The sequence below is a fragment of the Amycolatopsis sp. FU40 genome (assembly GCF_021903635.1).
Taxonomy (GTDB): Bacteria; Actinomycetota; Actinomycetes; order Mycobacteriales; family Pseudonocardiaceae; genus Amycolatopsis; species Amycolatopsis dendrobii.
In genome coordinates, this window is record NZ_CP091381.1 from 7,695,136 (window position 1) to 7,714,140 (window position 19,005).

A 19,005-nucleotide genomic window follows, 5' to 3' on the forward strand; every position below is an offset into this window, starting at 1 on the left:
AGGGCCGGACGGGCGAAGGCAGGCCTCGCGAGGGTGACCCCCGCGGCGGTGATTTCCCGCGCGAGAACGGGCCCCGCCGTACCGCTGAGTTCCGCGCCGAAGGAGCCCCGCAGCGACGTCCCGGCGACCCGCGGCGTACCGGAGATCCCCGCGCCGCACAGCCAGGAGACCCCGCCGGACGCCGTCGTCAGCCGGAAGAAGGCCGTCAGATGCCCCGCCGGGTGGGCGCCGCGGCCCCGGATCCGTCCCGGCGGCGGATGACCGGCCCGGAGTTCGCCGAGCAGCCGACCGAGGTGTTCTCGGCGGTCGCGGTCGCCGACGAGGACGACAAGAAGGCCAAGAAGACCCCGCCGCCGCTGGGCAAGGGCGGGCTCGCGATCCGCACCGCGGGCGAAATCTTCATCACGCTCGGCGTGGTCGTGCTGCTGTTCATGGTGTACGAGGTGTGGGTCACCGACCTGTTCTCCGCCGAGAAACAGCACACCGCGAGCGACCAGCTCGACGGCGACTGGGCGAAGGACCGCACGCTGCACCCCGAGCTGATCGACGGCAAGGCGTTCGCGCGCATCCACATCCCGTCGTTCGGCGCGGACTTCAACTTCACCATCCAGGAAGGCACCGGCGAGGATTCGCTCGCGGTCGGCCCCGGCCACTACAAGGGCACCGCGCTGCCGGGCGAACCGGGCAACTTCGGCATCGCCGGGCACCGCGTCGGCAAGGGCGCGCCGTTCAACGACCTGGACAACCTGAGTTCCTGCGACCAGATCGTGATCGAAACGCACACCGATTTTTTCATCTACCAGGTGTTGCCGTACGACGACGAGATCAAGGGCTGGAGCAGCGGCAAGGGCGCGCAGCCGGAGTGCAAGGGCGTGGGGACGCTGCGCAACTCGAGCATCCCCGGCGGTGGTCCGTACGACGAGACGTTCGGCCGCAAGGTAGTCCAGCCGAGCCAGGGCGACGCGGTGAACCCGGTGCCGTACAAGCCGGCCGGGGCGTTGCCGAAGGCGCAGCAGGCTTCGCTGCTCACGCTCACCACGTGCCACCCGCAGTTCTCGGCGAAGGAGCGGCTGATCATCACCTCGGTGCTGACCCGCCAGGTGCCGAAGACGCAGGTGCCGGATTACACGACGTTGCTGAAGAAGATCGGAGTGGCGTCCTGATGTACGGCTGGCTCTGGCGGCATCTGCCCGGACCGTTCGCGGTGAAATTCGTGCTCGCGCTCGTGCTGGTGCTGGGAATCGTGGCGCTGCTGATGTTCGTGGTGTTCCCGTGGCTGGACCCGCTGCTGTGGTTCAACAACGTGTCGGTGAACAACTGAGGTTCGGGGTCTTCCTGGTCTCGGGCCGCTTCCCGGGCCAGGACGACGCCGCCGTCCTGCGGCGCACCGTCCGTGCGGCCTGCGCCGCCGAAGCCGCTGGTTTCGACGACGTGTGGCTGGCCGAGCACCACTTCATGCCGTATGGCGTGTGTCCGTCGGCCATCACGCTCGCCGCGCACGTGCTCGGCCAGACGTCGCGAATCAGCGTCGGCACCGCGGTGAGCGTGCTGTCGACGACGCATCCGGTCGCGTTGGCGGAGCAGTGGTCCATGCTCGACGCCGTTTCCGACGGCCGCCTGCGCTTAGGCGTCGGACGGGGTGGGCCGTGGCAAGATCTCGAAGTCTTCGGCACCGGATTGCCGCGCTACGAAACAGGTTTCGCCGAGTCGGTGGATCTTCTGCTGACCGCCGCGACTGGCCGAGTCTCGGCCGAGGGCTCGCATTTTGCTTTCCGGGAAGTCGGGCTTCGCCCGGTCCCGCAACGATCTTTGAACGTTGTAGTGGCCTGCGGCGGCCCCACTTCCTCCGCGGTCCGGCTCGCCGCGGAACGTAAGTTGCCGTTGTTGCTCGGCCTGCACGCGGATGACGCGGAGAAGGCGGCAACTGTCGCCGCTTACGGTGCGCCCGCGGCCCACGTGTCAACGGTGCTGTGCCAGGTCGGCGACGATGCTTCCGCGGTGGTGCGCCGCGCTTTGCCGGGTTGGCTGTCGGATGGCTTAGCCGCCCACGTGCCGGTGGACGATCGTCCTGGTCCGGCTCGGGATCCTTGGGAATACACGGAAAAGCTGTGCGCGATCCATCCGGTCGGTCCGGTTGAGCAGTGCGTCGAGACTCTGCGGACGAGCCTCCGGCGCACCGGGGTGTCCCACGTGATCATGTTCGTGGAAGGGTCCGGCACGCCGGAGGGGACTCTCGCCAATATCGCGCGGATCGGTGCTGAGGTGTTGCCCGCGCTGCGGGGACTTGCGCCTTCTAGTCTCTAGGTCGCAGGTTCGAGCCCTCGGTGCTCAGCAGTCCCGCAGTTCAGGGCTCTGGTTCAGCAACTGCCCCCGAGGCGAAACGAACGCCCGGTACCGATCCCCGTCCGTGTCCCGGAAAACGGCCACCCGGTGGCAGTTCTGGAACGCCAGCTTCACCCCGAAGTGCCGTTCCAGCCCGCCCCGGATCGCGTCCGAGGCCAGTGCTCGCAGCAGCTGCCCGCGGGCGGTCTCGTCCGGCGGCGGGGTTTCGTTGTCCGCGAATCCGTCCGCGGCGGTGTCCGCTTCCGCGATCACTCCGGTGATGACCTCCCACGCGTACGGCAGCGATTCCCGCACGCAGGCCACGAACTCGGCGTCGGAGACCTCCCCGCGTTCGGCCTTTTCCAGCAGCGCGGGCGATACGTCCAAGGACAAGACAACCTCCATGGTCAGCGGTACCCCTCAGAGCTACCGGCCCGCCGGACCCGGCCACAAGAGAAAACGAGTTTCATCACCACTTTGGTGGATCACTCCCACCGGAACAGCCGCACGGCGAGTGCCGTTGCTAAGCCCGGCGGAGCGGCACCCGCACAGCAGGCGGCAGCGGTCCGGCATCCGGGTGAGCCCGGAACGACTGGAGCAGCAACGCCGTGAACCGACGCACCGCTGCGACGCGCGCGGAAGCCGGTTCCACCTGGATTCCCTCGTTGGCGACCAGCGCCAGCACGAGGTCTTCCAGGACGAAATCCGAGCGCAGGTCTCCGGATTCCTTCGCTCGGCGGATGAGTTCGAGCAGCAGCCGCAGCGTGCGGGCGCGGTCGGCGGCGAAGTCGAGTCTTCGTGGCAGTTGTGCGACGAATGCGCGGAAACCCTGCTCGCGGGCATGCACCTCGGTGAGCTTCTCCAGCACCAGGACGAAACCCTGCCACGGATCAGCCGCCGACAAACCCTCCTCGACGATTGACGAGCACAGCGCCAGCTCCTCGGCGAACGCTTCGGCGATCAGTGCGTCTTTGGCCGGAAAATGCCGATAAACCGTCGCGACGCTCACCTCTGCCTGCCGCGCGATTTCCCGCATCGGCACGCTGTATCCGCGGACGGTGAAAGCCACCCGGGCCGCCGCGAGGATGCGGACGCGGTTGTGGGCGGCATCGGTCCGTCTCACTTCGGCCGTCACCCCTCTCACTTCCGGCTGGGTCGCTGACCTGCTCGAATACCGTCGAACGCATGAAAGCCGTCCAGTTTGACCAGTATGGCCCGCCCAGCGTCGTGCACGTCGTCGATGTCGCCGAACCACACGCGGGGCCTGGGGAGATTCGCGTTTCGGTGCGTGCGTCCGGGTTTTCCGCGGGCGAAACCGCCATCCGGTCTGGGGCGCGCAAAGGCATGAGGCTCCCGTTCCGGACGGGATACGACGCGGCTGGCGTGGTGGACGAAGTGGGTGATGGGGTCACCGGGATTGAGCCCGGTGCGCACGTCTTCGGGATGACCGACGCGAATCGTCGTGGAGCCAACGCTGAATACGCCGTTCTGGTGCACTGGGCGGTCAAACCGGACGTGTGGAGCTGGGCTGAGGCAGGAGGTGCCGCAGGGGCGGTCGAAACCGCGACCCGGGTGTTGGACCAGCTTCCTGGCGGAACGATCCTGGTACACGGCGCGGCGGGCGGGGTCGGCGCGGTCGCGGTTCAGTTGGCGATCGCGCGCGGTGCCACCGTCATCGGCACGGCGAGCCCGCGCAACCACGATTTCCTGCGTTCCCTTGGTGCTGAAGTGACGGCATACGGCCCGGGGCTGGTCGACCGAGTCCGCAGCGTCGACGCGGTCTTCGACTGTGCCGGGGGAGTACTGCCGGACTTGATCGAGATCGCCGGGGACCCCGCGAGGATCGTGACCATCACCGACGCCACCGCGCCGCAGCACGGCGTGCACTTCTCGCACAGCGCAGCGCTCCCCGGCGCGGATCCGTTGGCAGTACACGGGCTTGCCGCAGCGGTAAAACTCGCGGAGGAAGGACGTCTGAAGATCCCAGTCGCAGCGACCTTTCCGCTGAGCGAAGCCGCGGCCGCGCACGAGTTGAGCGAAAGCAGGCACGCCCGCGGAAAGATCGTCTACCTGAACTAGGCGCGCGAAACCCGCACCATCTCGTCGCGCTCCACGACCTTCACGCGCTCGCGTCCTTCAGCCTCGCCGAGCGACTTCTCATGCGCGTCGAGTTTGCCCCAGCCTTCCCAGGTGGTGAACGAAATCCCGCGCGCGGCAAGGAATTCCAGGATCGCGTCCGGCGACGAATGCCGCGGGGCGGCGAGAGTGTCCGCGTCCGCCAGGAGGTTCGCGACGGTCTCGGCCGCGTCGCCCTTCGTGTGGCCGATCAGGCCGACCGGGCCGCGTTTGATCCAGCCGGTCACGTACACGCCGGGGACCTGGTTCTCGTCCAGATCCAGCACGCGGCCGCCCTGGTTCGGGATCACGCCCGCGGTGTGGTCGAACGGGATTTCCGGCAGGTGCGACGACAGGTAGCCGACCGCGCGGTACACCGCCTGCACGTCCCAGTCGTGGAACTCGCCGGTGCCGACGACCTTGCCGTCGCGGTACTCAGTCCGTTCGGTGCGCAGGCCGACGACCTTGCCGTCTTCGCCGAGCACCTCAGCCGGCGCGTGGAAGAAGTGCAGGTGCAGCCGCCGCGGACGAGTGCCTTCGTCGCGAATCGCCCATTCCTGCAGCGTCTTCACGACCATGTCGGTCTGCTTCGAGGACCGCAGTTCGGCGACACTGGCCTCGTCGAACTCCATGTCCTCGGGGTGCACGATGACCTCGACGTTCGGCGAATGGTCCAGTTCGCGCAGTTCCAGCGGCGAGAACTTCGCCTGCGCCGGACCGCGGCGGCCGAACACGTGCACGTCGGTGACCGGGCTGGCCTTCAGGCCCTCGTAAACGTTCGCCGGGATGTCGGTCGGCAGCAGTTCGTCGGCGGTCTTGGCGAGCACGCGCGCCACGTCCAGCGCGACGTTGCCGACGCCGAGCACCGCGACCGACGACGCGTTCAGCGGCCAGGTGCGCGGCACGTCCGGATGGCCGTCGTACCAGGACACGAAGTCGGCGGCGCCGTGGCTGCCTTCGAGGTCGATGCCGGGGAGGTCGAGTGCGCGGTCGGCCATCGCGCCGGTCGCGAAGATGACCGCGTCGTAGAACTCGCGCAGGTCGTCCAGCTTCAGGTCGGTGCCGTAGTCGACGTTGCCGAGCAGCCGGATGTTCGGCCGGTCCAGCACCTTGTGCAGGGCGTTGACGATGCCCTTGATGCGCGGGTGGTCGGGCGCGACGCCATAGCGGATCAGCCCGAACGGCGCGGGCATGCGCTCGAACAGGTCGATCTCGACGTTCGCGCCGGACTTGTCCAGCAGGTCGGCGGCGTAGATGCCGGCGGGGCCAGCGCCCACCACGGCGACACGAAGGATTCGGCTCACCGGTCCACGGTAAGTTAGGTGATCCTAACTTTCACTGTGATCTGGCGTACGGTCCAGCAGGTGGGAGCCGCTAAGCTGGCGGCATGCGCGTTCTCGTCGTCGACAACTACGACAGCTTCGTCTACAACCTCGTCCAGTACCTGGCGCAGCTCGGCGCCGACTGCACGGTGTGGCGCAACGACGTCGTCGACCTCGACCGCGTGCCGGACTTCGACGCGGTGCTCGTCTCCCCAGGTCCCGGAACGCCGGAACGTGCAGGTCAGAGCATTGAAGTGATCGCGAAATGCGCCGAGACGCGCACGCCGATGCTGGGCGTGTGCCTCGGCCACCAGGCGCTGGGCGTGCACTTCGGAGCCACCGTCGACCGCGCGGACGAGTTGCTGCACGGCAAGACCAGCCAGGTGCGGCACACCGGCTCCGGCATCCTCGCCGGGCTGCCGGAGGAGTTCACCGCCACTCGCTACCACTCGCTCACCGTGCTGCCGGACACCATCGATCCGGACATTTTCGAGGTCACCGGCACCACCGAAAGCGGCATCGTGATGGGTATGCGGCACCGCGAACTGCCGCTGGAGGGTGTGCAGTTCCACCCCGAATCCGTGCTTACCGAATGCGGCCACCGGATGCTGGCGAACTGGATGGCCTCGGCGGGCCACCCGGTCGCGCCGACCGTCGTCGACGACCTGGAGCGGGCCACCCGCACCCTGCAGAAGGCCGCGACTGCGTGACCGCGCCGACCCCGCTGATCCGGCTCAGCGGAGTCGGAAAACGGTACGGCAGCGGCGAACCCGTCCTGACGCACATCGATTTCGAGGTGCCCGCCGGGCAGGTCGTCGGCATCCTCGGCGCCAACGGATCGGGCAAATCGACCTTGCTACGGATCCTCGCCGGGGTGTCGCGGGCGTCGTACGGCGACATCACCGGGAGCCCGGCGGTCGGCTATCTGCCGGACCGGTTCCCCGGAGGCCAGCGGCTGAGTGCGCGGGCGTACCTGCGGCATCTCGCGCGGATCCGCGGGCTGGCTGATCTCTCCGGGATCGATCCGCTGCTGAAGCGGCTCGCACTGGTCGGCAGCCCGGACGCGCAACTGCGCACGCTGTCGAAAGGCAATGCGCAGAAGGTCGGTCTTGCCCAAGCCGTGCTGGCGCGGCCGGATCTGCTGATCCTCGACGAACCCTGGTCCGGCCTCGACGTCGGCACTCACACGGTGCTCGGCGAACTGGTAGCGGAAACCCGCGCACGCGGCGCGAGCGTCGTCTTCACCGACCACCGGCCGGACGTGGTGCGCGCACACGCGGACGAGGTATATCGGCTCGACTCCGGCCGGGTCGCGCCGCTGGAAACGCATCCGGAACGCAAGCGGATCACGTTGCTGCCGGTGTCGTCGAGCGTCGACAACTGGTCCGCCGAACCAGGCGTGCACGCGGTCGCCGACCGGGCGGGCGGTGTGGTCCTGACGGTCGACGCCGAACACGCCGACGCCGTGCTGCTGCGCGCACTGTCCGGCGGTTGGTCGGTGCGGGAGGTGGCACCGTGTTCGCAGTGAGCCGCTACTACCTGGCGCTGCTCGGCCATTCGCAACGTTATTTGCCCGCCGCACTCGCGTACCTCGCGTTGTGCTCAATCCTTTACGCGGACCCGAGTTCGCCAGTGCTTCCGCTGTTCGGCGTGAGCGGCGCGGGGGTTCTCGTACTCGGCTGCTGGCTCACGATCGCGTTGCTGGACATCGAAGATCCGGTACAGCGCCTGATCACGCTCAACCACGCGGGCGGCAACCGAAAGACCATCGGCGGCGCGGTGCTGACAGTGTTCGGCTGCACCCTGGTGTGCACGGTGGTGACCGTCGCGTGGGCCGCGACGCATCGGAATCAGTTGCACGGGCAGATCATCAGCGCTGGGCTCGCGACCCATCTCGCGTGCGCTCTGGTCGGCATCGCGATCGGCCTGCCGTGCTCGCGGCTGCTGGTTTCGCGCATCGGCTGGACCGTGCTCGCCGCTGTTCTCGTGCTTGGCTTGGTATTGCTGGGGAAATGGGTCCCCTTGGTGCATCCGCTGCTGGAGGCGTTGATGAGCGGCGCTCCGTACGGCGGCCCGCTCGGCTTGGCGATCGGCACGTCGGTGGTATCGCTGGCGGCGAGCATGACTGTGGTGGGCGCGGTCTCGGCGCATCGGTCCTGAGAGCGGGAATATTCCTCAGTTTGTCGGCTGTCTGCATATTGCATTCGGCAAATGCCGATTTGGGGGTTCCGGGTCAGGCGGCGAGTCGGTTACCCTCGCGCCGTCTGTTGGGCCCGGGAGGGGAGCATTCGTGACGGCAGGGATCGCCGCGATCACCGTGGACGGCTCCGCGGACGAGTTGCAGCAGCTGGTTTCCTGGCTCGGCGCCGAGGACGAACTGGCCGGGCGGGTGCGGCTCGCCGGGCCGGGCAGCGAAGTGGTCGTGATGGTGAGCAGCCGGTCGGCGGGCACCTTCTGCCGGTCGCTTTTCGGCTGGCTGCACCGGCAGCGCGCCGGACGGCAGGTGTCGCTCACGGTGAAGCGGTCCGGGGCCGTCGAAGAGCTGGACGTCGACTGCGGCGGCGGGCATGACGTAGACGAGGTGCTCGCGAGCGTGCGGAGTTTCCTCGACCAAGACTGATCGGCCGGCGCGAAAAAAGGGCCCGCACGGTGCGCACCGTGCGGGCCCTTCTCGTGAAACTGGTCAGCCGTTGTTGCGGATTCCGCCCGGCGGGAAGATCCCGCCGCTGGAGCTGGACGTCGTCGAGCCGCTGCCGTCGTCCTCCTTGATCGTCAGCGTGATCGACTGGGTCGGGCTGATCTGGCTGCCCGCCTGCGGGTTCTGCTTCACCACGGTGTTGGGCTGGCCGCCGCCGCCGTGCGTCGACTGCGTCTGGATGCTGCCCGCCCAGCCCAGGCTCTGCAGCTTCTGCGTCGCCTGATCCTCGGTCATCCCGGTCAGGTCCGGCATCTGGATCTGCTGCGGGCCGGACGACACGATCAGCTTCACCGTGCTGTTCGGGGGCAGGTTGCCGCCGTTCGGCTGCTGCTCGATGACCTGGTCCTTAGGCTGGTCCGAGGCCTGGTCGACCCGCTGGGGCTTGAACCCGGCGTTCTGCAGGATCTGCTTCGCCGTCGCGTAGTCCTTGCCGACCGTGTTCGGCACTTCCTTCTGGTTGACGCCGGACCCGACGACGATGTCCACCGGCGTGCCTTCGGTGGCCGAGGAGTTCGCGGTCGGGTTCTGCGACACGATCTTGCCGACGTCGCTCGGGTTGTCGACCGGCTGCGACGTCGTGTTGCCGAGCTTCAGCTTCGCCTGCTCGAGCGCCGCCTTCGCCTCGTCCGCCGACTTGCCGTGCAGGTCCGGCACGGTCGTGCTGCCCGGCTTCTGCCCGACGGTGAGCGTGATCGTGGACGTGGTCGGCACCGTCTTGCCGACCTCCGGGTCGATCGCGATGACCTTGCCGATCTGGTCCTCGGTGCAGGTCTGCCCGCCGGGGTTGTTCGCCTCCGGACCGCACACCACGGTCTTGTTCGGCGCGAACGACGAGAAGCCCGCCTGCTGCAATGCCGTCTTCGCCTGGGTGACCTGCTGGTTGACCACCGGCGGGATCTGCGCGGTCTCGTTCTTGTCGCGGAACGATCCGCTCAGCCAGAAGATCAGCAGCACCACGCCCGCCACGAGCAGCGCGGCGATCACCCCGAAGATGATCCGGCGGCGGCGCTTGGCCCGCGGGTCCTCGTCCGGCTCGTCGGCGTACTCGTCGTAAGCCTGCGGCTGGCGCCGGTCGGCGTTCATCACCTGGGTGCGCTCGTCGTCCGACATCACCATCGGGGCCGACGGACGCTGCCCGGACAGCGTCCGGACCAGGTCGGAACGCATCTCGGCGGCCGACTGGTACCGGTTCGCCGGGCCCTTGGCCAGCGCCTTCAGCACGACCGCGTCCAGTTCCGGCGACACCGCCGGGTTGACCGACGACGGCGGGTTCGGGTCCTCCCGCACGTGCTGGTACGCCACCGCGACCGGGGAATCGCCGGTGAACGGCGGCTCTCCGGTGATCAGTTCGTACAGCACGCAGCCCGCCGCGTAGACGTCCGACCGGGCGTCCACCGACTCGCCGCGCGCCTGCTCCGGCGAGAGGTACTGGGCGGTGCCGATGACGGCCGCGGTCTGCGTCATCGCCGACTGGCCGTCGTGCATGGCGCGCGCGATGCCGAAGTCCATCACCTTGACGGCGCCGTTCTTCGTGATCATCACGTTCGCCGGCTTCACGTCGCGGTGCACGATGCCGTGCCGGTGCGAGAAGTCGAGCGCGGCGCAGACGTCGGCCATGACCTCCATCGCGCGCTTCTGCGACAGCGGGCCCTCGGTCTTGACGATGTCCCGCAGCGTCCGGCCTTCGACGTACTCCATCACGATGTACGGCAGCGGCCCGACGTCGGTGTTCGCCTCGCCGGTGTCGTACACGGCGACGATCGCGGGATGGTTCAGCGCGGCGGCGTTCTGCGCCTCGCGGCGGAACCGCTCCTGGAACTGCGGGTCGCGGGCGAGGTCCGCGCGCAGGACCTTGATCGCGACTTCCCGGCCCAGCCGCACGTCGTGCCCGTGGTGGACCTCGGACATACCGCCGTACCCGAGCGTGTCGCCCAGCTCGTACCGATTGGAGAGCAGTCTGGGTGTCGTCATCGCTTCGTGCCGTTCCATTCCGTCCAAGGTGTGGTCATCATGCCTTGCAGGCCCTGGGCCTCGCTCGTACCGGCCGGGGTGGCTGAGGTCGGTTCGCTCCCGCTGTCCACGCTTCGCGGCGGTCCTCCGTTGCCGGAGGACACCACTCTCGCGATCAAGAACGCCACGGCCACCAAGACCACGACGATGACCACCGCGAGCAGCACCCACCAGCCCCACTGGTTCCGTTTCGGCGGCGGGACCGGTGGACCCGGCGGAGCCGACAGCGGCCGGAACGCCGGGTTGGAACTGGGTCCGACCGGTGCGCCGGCCGCCTGCGGCACTGCGGGCGGAACCGGGGGCACCGGCGGCGCCTGGCCTGCCGCGTAGGCGGCGTTGACCAGGCCGAGCGGGGTGGGCAGCGGGCGGCCTGCCCGGACCGCGGCGATCGCGCCGGCGAACTCGCCGCCGCTGGCGTAGCGCTGCCGGGGGTCCTTCACGAGCGTCGCCTCGATCACCGCCCGCGCGCCCGGCGGGACGTCCGGCGGCAGCGGCGGCGGGACGTCGCGGATGTGCATCATCGCGACCGTCACCGCGTTCTCGGACAGGAACGGCCGATGCCCGGCGAGGCATTCGTACCCGCACACCGCGAGCGAATACACGTCGCTGGCCGGTTCCGCGTCCTGGCCGAGCGCCTGCTCCGGCGCGATGTAGTGCGCGGTGCCCATGACCATGCCGGACCGCGTGACCGGCGCGGCGTCGGCGGCCTTGGCCACGCCGAAGTCGGTGATCTTCACCTTGCCCGCGGGGGTGACCAGGATGTTGCCCGGCTTCACGTCGCGGTGCACCAGGCCTTGTTCATGCGCGGCCTGCAACGCGGTGCCCGCCTGCTCGAGCAGGTCGAGCGTGTAGTCCGCGGTGAGCCGCCCGTGCTTGGCGAGGATGCCCGCGAGCGGATCGCCCTCCACGTACTCCATCACCAGGTACGCGATGGACAGGTCCTCGTTGACCGTCTCGCCGTAGTCGTGCACCGCGGCGATCCCGGCGTGGTTGAGCGAGGCGGTCATCCGTGCCTCGGTCCGGAACCGGTGCAGGAATTCGGCGTCGCCGGACAGTTCGGCCTTCAGCACCTTCACCGCGACGATCCGGTCGAGCCGGGTGTCGCTCGCCTGCCAGACCTCGCCCATCCCGCCGACGGCGATCCGGTTCGTCAGCTTGTAGCGCTCGGCCAGCAGCTGACCCGAGGACAGCATCGGCTATCCACCCCCGAGCCGGGCGGCGATGGCGGCACGGCCGATCTCGGCGGCCACCGTGCCGCCGGTCGCGGCGAGACCGCGGTTGCCGCCGTTCTCGACGATGACCGACACGGCGATCTGCGGGTTGTCCGACGGCGCGAACGCGGTGTACCACGCGTGCGGGGCGGTGTTCTTCGAGTCGGCGCCGTGCTCGGCGGTACCGGTCTTCGACGCGATCTTCAGCGCGTCGTTCTTGCCGCCGCCCTTGGTGAAGGACTCCGACGCGATCATCATGTCGGTGAGGATCTTGTCGTTCTCCGGCGACAGCGCGGGCTTGCCGGTGAGCTGCTCCGGGTCGACGTTCTCGACCGTCGACAGGTCAGGGGCCAGGATCGACTGGATCAGCTGCGGCTTCATCGCGTAACCGTTGTTCGCGACGGTCGCCGAGAGCAGGCAGTCCTGCAGCGGGGTGAGCCGGACGTCGCGCTGGCCGATGCCGCTCTGGTAGAGCGCGCCCGGCGAGTCGAGCGGGCCGACGGTCGAGCCGACGACCCGCATCGGCACGGTGAGGTCGGTCTGCCCGATGCCGAAGTTGACCGCGGCCGCCTTCATCTTGTCCGCGCCGAGCTGGCCCGCGAAGGTCGCGAACGGGACGTTGCACGAATGCGCCAGCGCGTCCTTGAAGGTGTTGCCGGGGCAGGTTTCGCCGCCGTAGTTCTCCAGCGTCGTGTTCGTGCCCGGCAGCTGCACGTTCGGCGCGGTGCTGATCTGGGTGTCCGGGCCGATCCCGCTCTCCAGCGCCGCGGTGGCGGTGACGATCTTGAACGTCGACCCGGGCGGGTAGTTCTCCGAGATCGCCCGGTTCAGCATCGGGTTGTTCTTGTCTTTGGAGTAGGCGTCCCAGGCCTTGTTCTGGTCGGTGCCGTGCGTCGCCAGCTGGTTCGGGTCGTACGACGGGGTCGAGACCATCGCCAGGATCCGGCCGGTCTTCGGCTCCATCGCGACCACCGCGCCGGTGTAGCCGCGCTGCGTCATCAGGTCGTAGGCGGCCTTCTGCACCTTCGGGTCGATGGTGAGTTTCACGTTGCCGCCGCGCGGATCGCGGCCGGTGACCATGTCCGAAAGCCTGCGCACGAACAGCCGCGGATCCGATCCGTTCAGCACGTCGTCCTCGGCGCGCTCGAGCCCGCCCGCGCCGTAGTTGATCGAGTAGTACCCGGTGACCGGGGCGTACATCGGGCCGTCGGCGTAGGTGCGGAAGAACTTGAACTTGTCGGTCGAGGGCTTCACGCCGGCGAGCACGGTGCCGTCCGGCGTGACGATCTGGCCGCGCTGGCGGGAGTACTCGTCGTAGAGCACGCGCTGGTTGCGCGGATCGGTGCGGTACGTGTCGGCTTTGATGACCTGGACGTAGGTGATGTTGGCCAGCAGCAGCACGATCATCGCGAGCATCGCCATGCCGACCTTGCGCAGGGGGGCGTTCACGCGGTCCTCCCGTTCGGGTCGCCTTCGACTGGCGGACGCCGCACCATCACGGTGTGCGCCTCGGCGATCGGAGCCTGCGGCTGCTGCGGCTTCGGCCGGGTGGCCGGCCTGCGCGCCGCGTCCGAAATGCGCAGCATCAGGGCGACCAGGATGTAGTTCGCCAGCAGCGAAGAGCCGCCGTAGGACAGGAACGGCGCGGTGACGCCGGTTTCCGGGATGAGCGCGGTGACGCCGCCGACGACCACGAAGATCTGGATCACGATGGTGAAGGCGAGCCCGCCGCCGAGCAGTTTGCCGAACGTGTCGCGCACCGCCAGCGCGCTGCGCATGCCGCGCATCGCCAGCAGCATGTACAGCATCAGCACCGCGGCCAGCCCGATGAAGCCGAGCTCCTCGCCGATCGCGGCGGTGATGAAGTCGGTGCTCGCGGCGGGCGGGATGTCCGGACGGCCAGCGCCGAGCCCGGTGCCGCCGACGCCGCCGGTGCCGAGCCCGAACAGGCCCTGCGCGAGCTGGTAGCTGCCGCCCAGCACGTCGTAGCGCGGGCCGGTGGGGTTGAGCCAGTTCTCCACCCGCTGCTGGACGTGGCCGAACAGGTTGTAGGCGATGAGGCAGCCGCCGACGAAGAACGTCAGCCCGACGACGACCCAGATCGCGCGCTCGGTCGCGACGTAGAGCATCACCAGGATGATGCTGAAATACAGCAGCGACGTGCCGAGGTCCTTCTCGAAGACCAGCACGCCGATCGCGACGGCGGCGGCGATCAGGATCGGGCCCAGATCACGGGCGCGCGGCAGTTCCACGCCGAGGAACTTCTTGCCCGCCACCATGAACAAATCGCGTTTGGACACCAGGAACGACGCGAAGAAGATCATCAGCAGCAGCTTCGCGAACTCGCCCGGCTGGATCGAGAAGAACGGCAGCTTCAGCCACACCTTCGCGCCGCCCGCCTCGGACAGGCTGGCGGGCAGCACCGCGGGCAGCGCGAGCGCGCCGAGCCCGACCAGGCCGGCGATGTAGCTGTAGCGGGTCAGCGTGCGGTGGTCGTTGACCACCACCAGCACGATCACGAACAGCACCAGCGAAACCGCGGTGAACAGCAGTTGCTTGGTGATCTCCGGCGAGTACTCCTTGCCGCGCTGCAACGCCGATTCGGCCTTCGCCAGGTCGAGCCGGTGAATCATCACCAGCCCGATCCCGTTGAGCAGCGCGACACACGGCAGCAGCACCGGGTCGGCGTACGGGGCCCAGCGGCGCACGGCGAGGTGCGTCGTCGCGAGCACGCCCAGGTAAGCGAGTCCCACCCACAGGATCGAGAGCGTCAGCTCCTGCTCCTGATTGGCCTCGACGATGACCAGCGCGAGCGTGACGATGCCCGCCGCGAACGCCAGCAACGCGAGCTCTGTGCCCCTTCGCTTGGGCAGGTCTCGCGGCGGATTCGTGGCGAACTGGGCGGACATCGGGTCGGCCAGCGGCTGGCCCATCAGTTACCGCCCCCCGTCGGCGGCGTACCCGCCGTCGAGCAGTCCCTCCCCGCAGGCTGGTTCGCCGACGAAGGCGTGCCCCCGGGAGGAGCCACGCTGGACGAGGGCGCGCCCGACTGCGGGACGCCCGGAGGATTGGCCGGCTTGCAGTCCGACAGCTTCTTCTTGAGACGGAGGAAATCGTCGATGTACTTGCGCGCGTCGTCGAGGCTTTCGCGCTTCACGCCGTTCTGCACGGCGATTCGGGCGTCCTCCTGCAACGCGGAGACGCGGAGCTTGTCGGTGCACAACTGGCCCGGCGGGCACGAGCCCTGCTCGAGCGAGTGCAGGTCGATGCCGAGGATGCTGCCCGGGACGCCGCGGTAGATCACGACCTCCTGGTCGGGGCCTTCTCCGACGTAGTACTGGCTGAGCACGAAGTATCGAGTCGCGATCGCGGCGGCGCCCAGCACGATCAGCACCACGACCGCCCCCACGAGCCAGCGGAACCGTTTCCGCCGTTTCGCTTTCGGGTCCTCCGGCGGAGGCTGCTGCTCCGGTCGCGGCTGCGGCGGCGGCTGAGTCAGCGCGCGCGCCCGTGCCGCGGGAGAGTCCCCCTGATGCATCTCGTCGCTGCCGTCGCCGGCGGCTCCGCCCACGATCGGGGCGTCGTCGCCGAAATCGACGTCGACCACGTCGGCGATGATGACGGTCACGTTGTCCGTGCCGCCGCCCTTGAGCGCCAGTTCGATCATCCGGTCGGCGCAGTCCTGCGGATCCGGGATCTGCACGGCCTCGGCGAGTGTCTCGTCGCTGACCATTCCGGACAAACCGTCGGAGCAAATCAGGTACCGGTCACCGGGACGCGCCTCGCGCACGGTGAGGCTCGGTTCGACCTCGTGCCCGGTGAGCGCCTTGAGCAGCAGCGAACGCTGCGGGTGCACCGCGGCCTCTTCCGGCGTGATGCGGCCCTGTTCGAGCAGTTCGTTGACGAAGCTGTCGTCGCGGGTGATCTGGGCGAACTGCCCGCCGCGCATCAGATACGCGCGCGAGTCGCCGACGTGGACCAGACCAAGTCTGCTTCCCGCGAACAAGACGGCGGTGAGCGTGGTGCCCATGCCGTCCAGGTCGGGGTCCTGGGACACCAGTTCGGCGATCGCCGCGTTGCCGTTCTGGACGGCTTCGCGAAGCTGGGCGAGCAGGTCGTCGCCCGGCTCGTCGTCGTCGAGCGGGGCGAGCGAGGCGATGACGACCTTGCTGGCCACCTCACCTGCGGCGTGCCCGCCCATGCCGTCGGCGAGCGCGAGAAGACGCGGGCCGGCGTACACGGAGTCCTGGTTGTTGGAACGCACCAGGCCCCGGTCGCTGCGGGCCGCGTAGCGGAGGACGAGAGTCATGGGCGAAGCTCGATCACCGTCTTGCCGATCCGGATGGGGACTCCGAGCGGGACCCGGAGGGGTGCAGTGACCTTAGCCCGGTCGAGGTAGGTCCCGTTCGTCGAGCCCAGATCTTCCACGTACCAGTCCTCCCCGCGCAGCGCGATCCGGGCGTGCCGGGTCGATGCGTAGTCGTCGTCGAGCACCAGCGTCGAGTCGTCGGCCCGGCCGATGAGGATCGGCCGCCCGTCGAGCGCGATGCGGGTGCCCGCGAGGGCCCCGTGTGTCACGAGCAGTTGCTGCGGGGCCTTGCTGCCCCGCGGCTTCTTCTCTTTGTTGCGGCGGAAGGACGGCACCTGGACCCGGAGGCCCGACGCGGCGTAAAGGTCCGAGCGCACGACTCGGAGCGCGGCGAACACAAAGAGCCAGAGCAGCACGAGAAAGCCCACTCTGGTGAGTTGAACGACCAGCTCTGGCACTTGTTGTGTCCGCTCCCGCCTGTGCCTGCAAGCCGCGGCGCCACGCGCACCGCGGATCCCCCCGCAAGACAATTCTGCGGGAACCCTGTGGACGGTCTGCGATCAGCCCTGGGTTCGGAACACCAGAGACGAATGACCCACCCGGATCACGTCGCCGTCCGCCAGCTGCCACGTCTGCACCGGAGTGCCGTTGACCGTGGTCCCGTTGGTCGACCCGATGTCGGCGAGCGTCGCGCTCTGCCCGTCCCAGGTGATCTCCAGGTGCCGTCGCGAAACGCCGGTGTCCGGAAGGCGGAAGTCCGCGTCCTGCCCGCGGCCGACGACGTTGCCGCCCTGCTTCAGCGAGTAGGTGCGGTTGGACCCGTCGTCCAGCTGAAGGCTCGCCTGAAGCTGACGGCCCGCGGCCGGAGCGCCCTGCTGCGCGTACGGGTCCTGCCCGTAGGCCGCCTGCGGCTGGCCGCCGTACTGGTCGTACCCGCCCTGCTGGCCGTAACCCTGGTCATAGCCCTGCGCCGGGGGCTGACCGCCGTAACCCTGGTCATAGCCCTGCTGCGGCTGCCCGTAGCCCTGGTCGTACCCGCCCTGCGGAGCCTGGCCGCCGTAACCCTGGTCGTAGCCGCCCTGCTGGCCGTAACCCTGGTCGTAGCCCTGGGCCGGGGGCTGCCCGTAGCCCTGGTCGTAACCGGGCTGCTGGCCCTGGCCGCCGTACTGGTCGTAGCCCTGCGCGGGGGGCTGGCCGCCGTAGCCCTGGTCGTAGCCCTGCTGCGGCTGACCGCCATAACCCTGGTCGTACCCGGGCTGCTGGCCACCCTGCTGTCCGTAGCCGTACTGGCCCTGCTGGCCGTACGGGTCACCCTGGTCGTATTGGCCGTAGCCGGGGGGCTGGCTCATTGGTGGGTCTCCTGCGTTGCTGGGTCGTGCCGACCGTGACGGCCCTTCCCCCGCAGTGGCGCGGGCGTCGGGATCGACGGACGAACGGGTCTTGAACTGTCCAGTATGCAGCGCCTCGTTGCGCTCGAGTGATACGACGACGTCACCATAGGTGTCCCAGCCCTGCGCGGCGAGGTGTTCCGCCACCGCCTTCGCGAGAACCCCGGTGACCCGCTGCTCATCGCCGGCCATGCGATCGTGGTCAGCCGCCCCCAACGACACGATGTAGTGATTCGGGGCGAGCTGCCGACCGCCTGCCAGCTCACGAACGTTCTCCTCGCCTTCCCTCTCGAGCGCAACCGCCACTTCCTGCGTGACGACGTTGCCGCCGAACATGCGCGCGAAAGTATTCCCCACCAGGTTCTCGAGTCGCCTGTCAAAGCGCTCAACGCGACCCACCGGGGACAACCTCCTCACACGTGTGCTTCCGCATCGATCCTATCCGGGGGAGGAAGGGTTGGGCATGCCCCCGGTGAAACCCGTCAGAAGGCCCTGCTAAGCTTTGCTGGCTGCCTCAAGGAAGCAACTCGGGCGAGTGGCGGAATGGCAGACGCGCACGGTTCAGGTCCGTGTGTCCGAAAGGACGTGAGGGTTCAACTCCCTCCTCGCCCACCACGGGAAGAGCCCCAGTCGCTTGCGCGACTGGGGCTCTTCCCCTTTGTCGGTCGTCCTTTCGTCCGGGGGTCGAGCCCCCGGCCCCCGCGGTGCCTTCGGTTGCGGTTGGCGGGGTGGCCGAGTGGGTGTGGGCCAGGGCACATTTCGCGGAGCGGTGTTGGAGTGGTTGTTTGATCACGGACCGCTACCGCATTGGGGCCTGGGGAGGGTTGGCCGGTCGGCGAGATTCGCGGGGCGCTCCGGTCCATGGAGGGGCAGCGGCGTTGCCTGCTGCTTTCCGGGGTCGGTCTGATCGGGTCGCGTTCCTATTTCGCGGCTGGGCACTCAGGTACCGCAAGGAGTGAACCGTGCTGGGAGTTCAGTGGGAGGACTGCTATTCCCGGTAGTCGCGGCGCTCGTCAACTCCCTCAACTTGATCATGGTCTTTTCGCTTTTTCCGCTCGCCTCGCAGGCTGAGTCGGTACGGTTCCAGGGCGGCATAACCGAATCGGACGGGTGGCTGATGGGCCAGGATTTGGGAGCCCGGATCGAGCGGTGCTTCGAGAGCGACTGGCGGGAGCCTGTCCAAGTCGTGGTGCTCGGTCGGGTCAAGGCGGGGCGTGATCGGCGGAAGCGGGCTGATCGGTCGCTGGGGTGTGTCGCGGAGGCTGTCCTCGAGATCCTCGCCAATATCGCCTGGCCGTTCATGGTGCTTTGGGAGTTCGTGACAGTTCCGAAGCGCCGCCGGAAACCGGTGGCGGTGCCCAGTGGGCCGGCGCGCGGGCAGGCGTTCGAGGCGGCCTCGATGTTGAAGGGGCGAAGCGGCGAGATAGCCGTGGTGCGTGGCGCGGCGCGGGTCGCGTTGGTCGAGATGGGGGACGCCGCACCGGTGGTGGTGTGGCAGGGGACTGCGCAGTGGAGTCCTTCGCCTGCCTGTTTGTACTGGGAAGACGGCTCGATGTTGATGCTCGCACCGCGGTGATTTTCAGCGGTTCGATTTTACGTTTCCGGTAGCCTGAGCCGGGACCAGCTGGGC

The 19,005-nt window shown here is 68.7% G+C and carries 19 protein-coding genes and 1 tRNA gene; 10 read left to right on the forward strand and 10 right to left on the reverse strand.

Annotated features, from left to right (window positions below; genetic code table 11):
- Nucleotides 1–209: 209 nt before the first annotated feature.
- From L3Q65_RS36240 to L3Q65_RS36250, 3 genes are read left to right on the forward strand one after another with little or no spacing between them, the layout of a single operon-like run.
- Nucleotides 210–1,163 (forward strand): class E sortase, encoded by a 954-nt coding sequence (locus L3Q65_RS36240; RefSeq protein WP_220507861.1) that lies wholly within the window; start codon nucleotides 210–212, stop codon nucleotides 1,161–1,163.
- Nucleotides 1,163–1,321, forward strand: a complete 159-nt coding sequence (locus L3Q65_RS36245) for a hypothetical protein (RefSeq protein ID WP_182893530.1) — start codon at nucleotides 1,163–1,165, stop codon at nucleotides 1,319–1,321. Before L3Q65_RS36240 ends, L3Q65_RS36245 begins: the two co-directional genes overlap by 1 nt.
- Nucleotides 1,291–2,304, forward strand: coding sequence for an LLM class flavin-dependent oxidoreductase (locus tag L3Q65_RS36250; RefSeq protein WP_237597689.1), 1,014 nt, complete (start codon nucleotides 1,291–1,293; stop codon nucleotides 2,302–2,304). Before L3Q65_RS36245 ends, L3Q65_RS36250 begins: the two co-directional genes overlap by 31 nt.
- 24 nt (nucleotides 2,305–2,328) lie before the next feature.
- On the opposite strand, the gene L3Q65_RS36255 is transcribed toward L3Q65_RS36250, so the two are convergent.
- A complete protein-coding gene (locus L3Q65_RS36255) occupies nucleotides 2,329–2,715 on the reverse strand; it encodes an SCO5389 family protein (protein ID WP_043831500.1) in 387 nt (128 codons plus the stop codon).
- 130 nt (nucleotides 2,716–2,845) lie between these two features.
- Complete coding sequence (locus L3Q65_RS36260; RefSeq protein WP_237597690.1) at nucleotides 2,846–3,445, reverse strand: TetR/AcrR family transcriptional regulator; 600 nt, start codon at nucleotides 3,443–3,445, stop codon at nucleotides 2,846–2,848.
- Nucleotides 3,446–3,507: 62 nt separating this feature from the next.
- Between L3Q65_RS36260 and L3Q65_RS36265 the strand changes: the two genes are divergently transcribed.
- Nucleotides 3,508–4,401 (forward strand): NADP-dependent oxidoreductase, encoded by an 894-nt coding sequence (locus tag L3Q65_RS36265; protein WP_237597691.1) that lies wholly within the window; start codon nucleotides 3,508–3,510, stop codon nucleotides 4,399–4,401.
- Here the strand turns inward: L3Q65_RS36265 and L3Q65_RS36270 are convergent.
- Nucleotides 4,398–5,714 (reverse strand): FAD-dependent oxidoreductase, encoded by a 1,317-nt coding sequence (locus L3Q65_RS36270; RefSeq protein WP_182893922.1) that lies wholly within the window; start codon nucleotides 5,712–5,714, stop codon nucleotides 4,398–4,400. The genes L3Q65_RS36265 and L3Q65_RS36270 overlap by 4 nt on opposite strands.
- A 110-nt stretch (nucleotides 5,715–5,824) precedes the next feature.
- On the opposite strand from L3Q65_RS36270, the gene L3Q65_RS36275 reads away from it, so the two are divergent.
- From L3Q65_RS36275 to L3Q65_RS36290, 4 genes are all read left to right on the forward strand, one after another.
- A complete protein-coding gene (locus tag L3Q65_RS36275) occupies nucleotides 5,825–6,469 on the forward strand; it encodes an aminodeoxychorismate/anthranilate synthase component II (RefSeq protein WP_182893533.1) in 645 nt (214 codons plus the stop codon).
- Nucleotides 6,470–6,483: 14 nt separating this feature from the next.
- Nucleotides 6,484–7,287, forward strand: coding sequence for an ABC transporter ATP-binding protein (locus L3Q65_RS36280; RefSeq protein WP_304504590.1), 804 nt, complete (start codon nucleotides 6,484–6,486; stop codon nucleotides 7,285–7,287).
- The gene (locus L3Q65_RS36285) at nucleotides 7,275–7,919 is read left to right on the forward strand and encodes a hypothetical protein (protein ID WP_237597693.1); all 645 of its coding nucleotides are present in this window, start codon (nucleotides 7,275–7,277) and stop codon (nucleotides 7,917–7,919) included. Before L3Q65_RS36280 ends, L3Q65_RS36285 begins: the two co-directional genes overlap by 13 nt.
- 130 nt (nucleotides 7,920–8,049) lie before the next feature.
- Nucleotides 8,050–8,379, forward strand: coding sequence for a hypothetical protein (locus L3Q65_RS36290; protein WP_182893535.1), 330 nt, complete (start codon nucleotides 8,050–8,052; stop codon nucleotides 8,377–8,379).
- Nucleotides 8,380–8,442: 63 nt separating this feature from the next.
- Here the strand turns inward: L3Q65_RS36290 and pknB are convergent, their stop codons facing one another.
- From pknB to L3Q65_RS36325, 7 genes are all read right to left on the reverse strand, one after another.
- Nucleotides 8,443–10,428 carry a Stk1 family PASTA domain-containing Ser/Thr kinase gene (pknB, locus tag L3Q65_RS36295; RefSeq protein ID WP_182893536.1) on the reverse strand — a complete coding sequence of 662 codons (1,986 nt, stop codon included), beginning with the start codon at nucleotides 10,426–10,428 and terminating at the stop codon, nucleotides 8,443–8,445.
- Nucleotides 10,425–11,660, reverse strand: coding sequence for a serine/threonine-protein kinase (locus L3Q65_RS36300; RefSeq protein WP_182893537.1), 1,236 nt, complete (start codon nucleotides 11,658–11,660; stop codon nucleotides 10,425–10,427). The genes pknB and L3Q65_RS36300 overlap by 4 nt, the downstream gene beginning before the upstream one ends.
- Before the next feature lie 3 nt (nucleotides 11,661–11,663).
- Nucleotides 11,664–13,127 (reverse strand): penicillin-binding protein 2, encoded by a 1,464-nt coding sequence (locus L3Q65_RS36305; RefSeq protein WP_182893538.1) that lies wholly within the window; start codon nucleotides 13,125–13,127, stop codon nucleotides 11,664–11,666.
- Nucleotides 13,124–14,611 (reverse strand): FtsW/RodA/SpoVE family cell cycle protein, encoded by a 1,488-nt coding sequence (locus tag L3Q65_RS36310; RefSeq protein WP_182893539.1) that lies wholly within the window; start codon nucleotides 14,609–14,611, stop codon nucleotides 13,124–13,126. Before L3Q65_RS36310 ends, L3Q65_RS36305 begins: the two co-directional genes overlap by 4 nt.
- The gene (locus tag L3Q65_RS36315) at nucleotides 14,611–15,987 is read right to left on the reverse strand and encodes a PP2C family serine/threonine-protein phosphatase (RefSeq protein WP_182893540.1); all 1,377 of its coding nucleotides are present in this window, start codon (nucleotides 15,985–15,987) and stop codon (nucleotides 14,611–14,613) included. The genes L3Q65_RS36310 and L3Q65_RS36315 overlap by 1 nt, the downstream gene beginning before the upstream one ends.
- Nucleotides 15,984–16,445: an FHA domain-containing protein gene (locus L3Q65_RS36320; protein ID WP_037718919.1), complete on the reverse strand. Its 462-nt coding sequence runs from the start codon at nucleotides 16,443–16,445 to the stop codon at nucleotides 15,984–15,986. The genes L3Q65_RS36315 and L3Q65_RS36320 overlap by 4 nt, the downstream gene beginning before the upstream one ends.
- A 102-nt stretch (nucleotides 16,446–16,547) precedes the next feature.
- Nucleotides 16,548–17,774, reverse strand: coding sequence for a DUF3662 and FHA domain-containing protein (locus tag L3Q65_RS36325; RefSeq protein ID WP_182893541.1), 1,227 nt, complete (start codon nucleotides 17,772–17,774; stop codon nucleotides 16,548–16,550).
- Nucleotides 17,775–17,904: 130 nt separating this feature from the next.
- Here L3Q65_RS36325 and L3Q65_RS36330 point away from each other — a divergent pair.
- Both L3Q65_RS36330 and L3Q65_RS36335 read left to right on the forward strand, forming a co-directional pair.
- A tRNA-Leu gene (locus L3Q65_RS36330) sits at nucleotides 17,905–17,990 on the forward strand.
- A gap of 412 nt (nucleotides 17,991–18,402) precedes the next feature.
- The gene (locus L3Q65_RS36335) at nucleotides 18,403–18,951 is read left to right on the forward strand and encodes a hypothetical protein (protein ID WP_237597694.1); all 549 of its coding nucleotides are present in this window, start codon (nucleotides 18,403–18,405) and stop codon (nucleotides 18,949–18,951) included.
- Nucleotides 18,952–19,005 lie beyond the last annotated feature (54 nt).